The organism is Rhodococcus sp. 05-2254-6 (assembly GCF_002258565.1).
Classification (GTDB): Bacteria; Actinomycetota; Actinomycetes; order Mycobacteriales; family Mycobacteriaceae; genus Rhodococcoides.
The window spans coordinates 1-1,689 of record NZ_NOZF01000158.1; the positions used below are offsets into that span (position 1 = coordinate 1).

The window sequence follows — 1,689 nt, forward strand, 5'->3', positions numbered from 1 at the left end:
TAACGAAAGATCACCCGAGACGCGTCGACGGCAATATCTGCTTCACTTGAGGCGCAAGTGTCTGTTGTGACGTGTGGTGCCCCGCGGTGCGGTGACCCGCTCGGATCAGCGGTGTCCGAGGGGTCGAGAGGGGAGTTGCGCAGCGAGTTCCACCGTTGCGCCAGACGCTATGAAATCTGCACCGATGACCAGATCGGTAGTGACGGCGCTGATGTGCGTCGGGATTCTCGGTGCCGGGGTGCTCGTGTCCGCGCCTGCCATGGCAGCACCGGCCGGCACGGCACCCGCCGCAGGCACGGAGTTGTCGGGGAAGACAGTGTTCCTCGATCCGGGTCACCAGGGCACCGCACACTCGGAGAATCTGCAGCGGCAGGTGAACGACGGACGGGGCGGCACCAAGGATTGCCAGACCACCGGCATGACCACAGTGGACGGCGTGCCCGAGCACACGATCAACTGGAAAGTCAGCGAGCTCGTCCGATCGAGCCTGGAGAGTCTGGGTGCGACGGTGAAGACGAGTCGAGCAGACGACACCGGCTGGGGCGGATGCGTCGACGACAGGGCGAAGGCAGCCAGTGAGTCCGGGGCCGACGTGGCCGTGAGTATCCATGCGGACTCCACGAGTACGACGACCGACACCGACAGGCACGGGTTCCATCTGATCGTGCCCACTCTGCCGATTCCGAGCGCCGCTGCCGACGCTGCCCAGTCCCAGGGGGGACGTTCGGCGTCGACGCTGATGCGAGACTCCTACGTGCGCGCAGGCTTCGAGCCCGCGAACTACGCGGGTGTCGAGAACGGAATACAGGAGCGATCCGATGTCGCCGGTCCTGCGCTGACCACGGTGCCTCTTGTGTTCGTGGAGATGGGCAACGGATCCAACCCCGACGACGCAGCTCTGCTGGAGAGCTCGGACGGTCAGCTCGAGCATGCGATCGCCATCTCGACGGGGATCATCGACTACCTCCTCGGGGCCGAAACCCCCTCGACCCCAACGGACGCCGCGACCACCCCTGCGGCTGCCCCCGCCGCGACTGCCACCACCGACACCGCCGCGTCTGCGGCAGCACCCAGCGGCGCGGGCCCCGCGGACGAGGGGCGCAGCGCGTTGTCCAGGTTGCTCGAGAGCGTGTCCCCGTACGTGAATGCGTTGGGCGTCGACGGCCTGGAAGCACTCGCGACCCCGGACAACGTGAGCAGTGTGTCGACGTTCGCTCGAGGCCTGCTGAAGCAGATTCTCGCCGACCGGTAGTCTCGGACGCCGTGGCGCGTCGACGAATTCCGGTGGTGATAGTTGCGGGCTTTCTCGGCGCAGGCAAGACCACCCTGCTGAACCACCTGTTGCGCAATGATTCCGGTATCCGAATAGGTGTTGTGGTCAACGACTTCGGGGCGATCAACATCGACTCGATGCTCGTGGCCGGCCAGGTCGATTCGATGGTCTCGCTCGGCAACGGATGCATCTGTTGCGCCGTCGACATCAGCGACATGGACGCGATGTTCGACGCCCTCGCACACCGTCGGTCCGCCATCGACGTGATCGTGGTGGAGGCCAGCGGCTTGGCCGAACCCCGCAATCTCATCAGAATGGTCCGGGGCAGCGAGAACGAATTCATCGTCTACGGCGGGCTCGTCGGGGTCGTCGACGCCGTGGAATTCCCGCAGACCCGCGTGCGGCATCCCGAGATC

2 protein-coding genes are annotated in these 1,689 nt (G+C 65.6%); both read left to right on the forward strand.

Annotated elements, in window-relative coordinates; genetic code table 11:
* Positions 1 to 184 precede the first annotated feature (184 nt).
* On the forward strand, positions 185 to 1,252 hold the full coding sequence (locus CH256_RS22000; RefSeq protein ID WP_068045925.1) for an N-acetylmuramoyl-L-alanine amidase: 1,068 nt from the start codon (positions 185 to 187) through the stop codon (positions 1,250 to 1,252).
* Positions 1,253 to 1,263: 11 nt separating this feature from the next.
* Positions 1,264 to 1,689, forward strand: a 426-nt coding sequence (locus CH256_RS22005; RefSeq protein WP_143536643.1) for a CobW family GTP-binding protein, incomplete at its 3' end; no start/stop codon positions are given.

Excerpts from the sequence above, each read along its gene's own strand:
- CH256_RS22000 (WP_068045925.1), top strand. The coding sequence starts at position 185 with ATGACCAGATCGGTAGTGACGGCGCTGATGTGCGTCGGGATTCTCGGT.